Origin of the sequence: Nocardiopsis lucentensis DSM 44048 (genome assembly GCF_000341125.1) — a bacterium.
Classification (GTDB): Bacteria; Actinomycetota; Actinomycetes; order Streptosporangiales; family Streptosporangiaceae; genus Nocardiopsis; species Nocardiopsis lucentensis.
The window spans coordinates 1-3,469 of record NZ_ANBC01000761.1 but is presented as its reverse complement, the minus strand read 5'-3'; the positions used below and the strand labels follow the sequence as shown (position 1 = coordinate 3,469).

Below are 3,469 nucleotides of genomic sequence, written 5' to 3'. Positions count from 1 at the left end.
TGAGATCGTGGAGATGGGCGACAGCGACAGCGTGTACGAGGATCCGCGGAGCGAGTACACGCGTCAGTTGTTGGCGGCGGCGCCGGTGTTGGACGCCGACGAGGCCAGACGCCACCGCGCCGAACGCCTCCGCCTGCGCGGGAACGGCGGCTGACCCGGCGAGCGCGCCGGGGCCGGACCCGGGGACGGCGACCGGCCCCGGGTCCGCCGGGGTCAGAACATCCGCCTGCGTCCGGCCAGCGCGTCGATCCACTGGTGCAGGTAGTCCGCCCAGTCGCGGTCGATTCCCTCCTGGTGGGTGACGGCCACGTGGTGGTAGGTGTCGCTGCCCTCGGAGAAGAGCAGCCCGCGCTTCTTGTCCAGCTCCAGGACGACGTCCATGCCGTGCTGGTCGGCGACGAACGACAGCTCGAGGGCGTTGAGCCCCTCGTACCGGCGGGCGGCGAAGTACTCGATCTCCTGGTAGAAGGGCAGCGTCTGGCGCGTGCCCCGGATCCGGCCCTGCTCCAGGTCGGCGTGGCGGAAGGAGAAGCCCAGCCGGATCAGGGCGTCCAGGAAGGCGGCCTGGGACGGCAGCGGCTCGATCGCCACCGGGTCCAGATCCCCCGGGTCCACGGCCCCGGCCAGGTGCAGACGCGTGTTCACGCCCACGTTCATCGGGTGCAGGCGCTGGCCGCGGACGCTGGTGATCGGGGCCTCGTGGGGGACGGGGAGCTCGAACGGCACCCGGAAGTTCTGCCCGGGGGCGATCACCGCCTGGCCGCCCACCCGCACGCGCTGGAACTCCACGTTGCGGGTGTACTCGTGGTCCCCGGACTCGACCTCCACCCGGGACTCCAGGCCGACGGTGAGTTCGTCGATCTGCTGCTCGACGTCGCCCGCCTGGATGTGCACGGTGCCTCGGATGACGCCTCCGGGCTGGACGACGGGTGTGTCCAGCGTCGTTTCCACCGAGGCCCCGCCGACTCCGATACCGGCGAGAATCTTCTTGAAGACCATGGGAGAGCTTTCTGTAGTCCTCGGCCCTGGGGCGGCGGGACGAGGAACGAGGATCGACGACGGTGCACCCCTGGGTAGAGAGACGATCCGGCGGGCCACATGGTTCCACGCCCTTCGTCGCCTCTCACGCGTCCGCGGCGGTGAGCCCCCGCAACAGTGACCGCAGGCCGAACCGGAACCTGACCTCGCGTTCCGCCCCGTCGGGAGCGTCCTCGTCGTCGCGGTGGCGCACCTCGTGGATGACCGCGCCGACGCAGTACGAGTACAGGGCGTCGGCCGCGCGCTCCACGTCGTCCCCCGACAGGCCCGCCTCGGTGAAGGCGCCGTGTACCAGGGCGCGCGTGGCGGTGTCGGCCTCGGTGCGCGGGGCGCGGTGGACCAACAGGGACAGGGCGCCCGAGTACTCCAGCAGCCGGGCGCGGTAGACGCGGGCCCAGTCGGTCAGTCGGGCGTCCCAGGGGCCCGGATCCACGACCTCCACGCTGTCCGGGCCGCCCTCCTCCGTGTCCCGCCCCTCCTCCTCGGCCGCTTCCGCGCCGAGCGCCGTGCCGGTGGGGGAGGGGGAGGTCACGTAGGCGGCGATGGCGTTGAAGAGCTGCTCCTTGCCGAGGGGGAAGTGGTGGTAGACGGCCATCGCCTCGACCTCCAGGGCGTCGCCGAGGCGGCGCATGGACAGGCCGCCCAGGCCGCGTCCACTGATGATGTGCAGCGCCTCGACGATGATGCGCTCCCGGCTGAGTCCGGCGTAGTTCCTGCTCACTGTGGTCCTTTCGGGGATGTGCACCGACAGCGTGGCGGTACGGCGTGCGGGTGGCCACCTTCGACGCGCGGAACCGGTCGCGAGATGATCCACGTCACTCTAGAGTGAGCTTGACCGACTGGACGCGTGTACGGAGTGACACATGGCACTGACCGAGCAGACCAGGACGCAGGCGCGCGAGAGCCTCGCGCGTGACCGGGAGGAGGCCGAGCGGCTGCCCGAACTCCTGGCGGCGGTCGCCGGGGCCGAGGCGGCCCTGGCGGAGGCACACGACAGGCACGCCTCGGCGACGGAGCTGCGCCACCTCGGGCTGGTCCTGGACGGGGTGCTCACCGAGGCCATGCGCGCCGCCTACGCGCGTGAGCGGGTCCTGGTCGGTGTCCGGGGCTACCGTGATCGCATTCACCGCCGCAAGCGCCTGGCCCGGCCCGAGGTCCGGGAGGCGACGCGCGTCGCCGAGCGCCTGCTCACCGCCCGGGAGGACCACCGTCTGCACGGGGTTCAGCGGATCCCCCGCCCGGTCGCCTGACCGCCGCCCCGCCGACCGGGCCCTGCTGGGGCCACCACGGGCTCACACGAGATACGGGGTGGGCACTTTAGGGGTGGCCAGAGCCGGGTACGCCTACGTGATCAGTTCGTGCTGTCCCGCGATCTCCAGGACCGGCCGGGAGAGCACCACCGAACCTCCGGTCCGGTTTCGTATGGTTTGGCCGACACCGGCCCATCGCCATGGGAACGGTACGTTGGATTGCGGCTGATCGAACACGGTCTCCTCGCGTACGCGGGGACAGGAGCCTGGTGGGGAGCGCAGAAGGAGATGGCGGAGTTCATCCGCATTGATCCGACGTCGAAGGTACCGCCCTATGAGCAGATCCGGACGATCGTCGCGATCGCGGCTGCCAACGGCGAACTGCCCGTGGGGTACCGGTTGCCCACGGTTCGGGCGTTGGCCGGGCAGCTGTCCGTGGCGGTGAACACGGTGGCGCGTGCCTACCGGGAGCTCGAACAGGCCGGGGTGGTCGAGACACGGGGCCGGTCGGGGACCTTCGTGGCCGCCTCGGGTGACGACCAGCGCGCGGAGGCCCTGGCGGCCGCCCGAGCCTACGCCGAGGTGATCTCGCGTGTGGGGCTCGACCGCGGGGAAGCGCTCGAGATCGTGCGCGCCGCCCTGGAGGGCTGAGGTCCGGGCGGGCCCGCGTGGTGGTCGCCGGACCGCCGCGCGGGGTCGTTCACCCGGCTCCGGTGTTCGGGGGCGCTCAGCGGCTCATGCCCCTGACGACGACGATGTAGAAGATGATCAGCCCCGCCCACAGGAACGCCACGGCCTCGCCCGCGACCAGGGTGGCGGTCATGGCGGTCAGCGGGATGCTCAGCCCGAGGGTCACCAGGGCCAGCACGAAGCGCGCGGTGTTGCCCGACATTCCGCGCCGGGGGTGGTGCGCTTCGTCCAGCCGCTCGGCGACGTGGTGGCGCACTCGTTCGTCGATGGTGTCGTCGATCCGCTCCACCAGGGAGGCGGCCAGTGCTTCGTCGTACTCGGGGCCGAGTTCGCGGCTGGCGCGCAGGGCTGCGGAGATCTCGTCGTGGCGTCGCGGGGGAGTGTCCGTCATGGCGTCCATCGTCCCACTTCCGGAGCCCGGCCACCGCTGTCGACCAGTGAAGTCAGGGAGATATCCGGGTTCTCCCTGACCTGGGACGGCGGTCCGGACA

At 71.5% G+C, this 3,469-nt stretch carries 6 protein-coding genes; 3 read left to right on the top strand and 3 right to left on the bottom strand.

All coding sequences use genetic code 11. The annotated features are described in order from the left end of the window. Positions 1-154, top strand: a 154-nt coding sequence (locus D471_RS42100) for an ABC transporter ATP-binding protein (RefSeq protein ID WP_449406578.1), incomplete at its 5' end; no start/stop codon positions are given. 59 nt (positions 155-213) lie between these two features. On the opposite strand, the gene D471_RS0126325 is transcribed toward D471_RS42100, so the two are convergent. Further along, complete coding sequence (locus D471_RS0126325) at positions 214-999, bottom strand: sporulation protein (protein ID WP_017601381.1); 786 nt, start codon at positions 997-999, stop codon at positions 214-216. Between the two features lie 124 nt (positions 1,000-1,123). Then, a complete protein-coding gene (locus tag D471_RS0126320; protein WP_017601380.1) occupies positions 1,124-1,759 on the bottom strand; it encodes a TetR/AcrR family transcriptional regulator in 636 nt (211 codons plus the stop codon). 142 nt (positions 1,760-1,901) lie between these two features. On the opposite strand from D471_RS0126320, the gene D471_RS0126315 reads away from it, so the two are divergent. Then, positions 1,902-2,288, top strand: coding sequence for a hypothetical protein (locus D471_RS0126315; protein WP_017601379.1), 387 nt, complete (start codon positions 1,902-1,904; stop codon positions 2,286-2,288). Between the two features lie 288 nt (positions 2,289-2,576). After that, the gene (locus D471_RS0126310) at positions 2,577-2,939 is read left to right on the top strand and encodes a GntR family transcriptional regulator (RefSeq protein ID WP_026128094.1); all 363 of its coding nucleotides are present in this window, start codon (positions 2,577-2,579) and stop codon (positions 2,937-2,939) included. A gap of 76 nt (positions 2,940-3,015) precedes the next feature. On the opposite strand, the gene D471_RS0126305 is transcribed toward D471_RS0126310, so the two are convergent. Further along, positions 3,016-3,378, bottom strand: coding sequence for a hypothetical protein (locus tag D471_RS0126305; RefSeq protein WP_017601377.1), 363 nt, complete (start codon positions 3,376-3,378; stop codon positions 3,016-3,018). Positions 3,379-3,469: the final 91 nt, after the last annotated feature.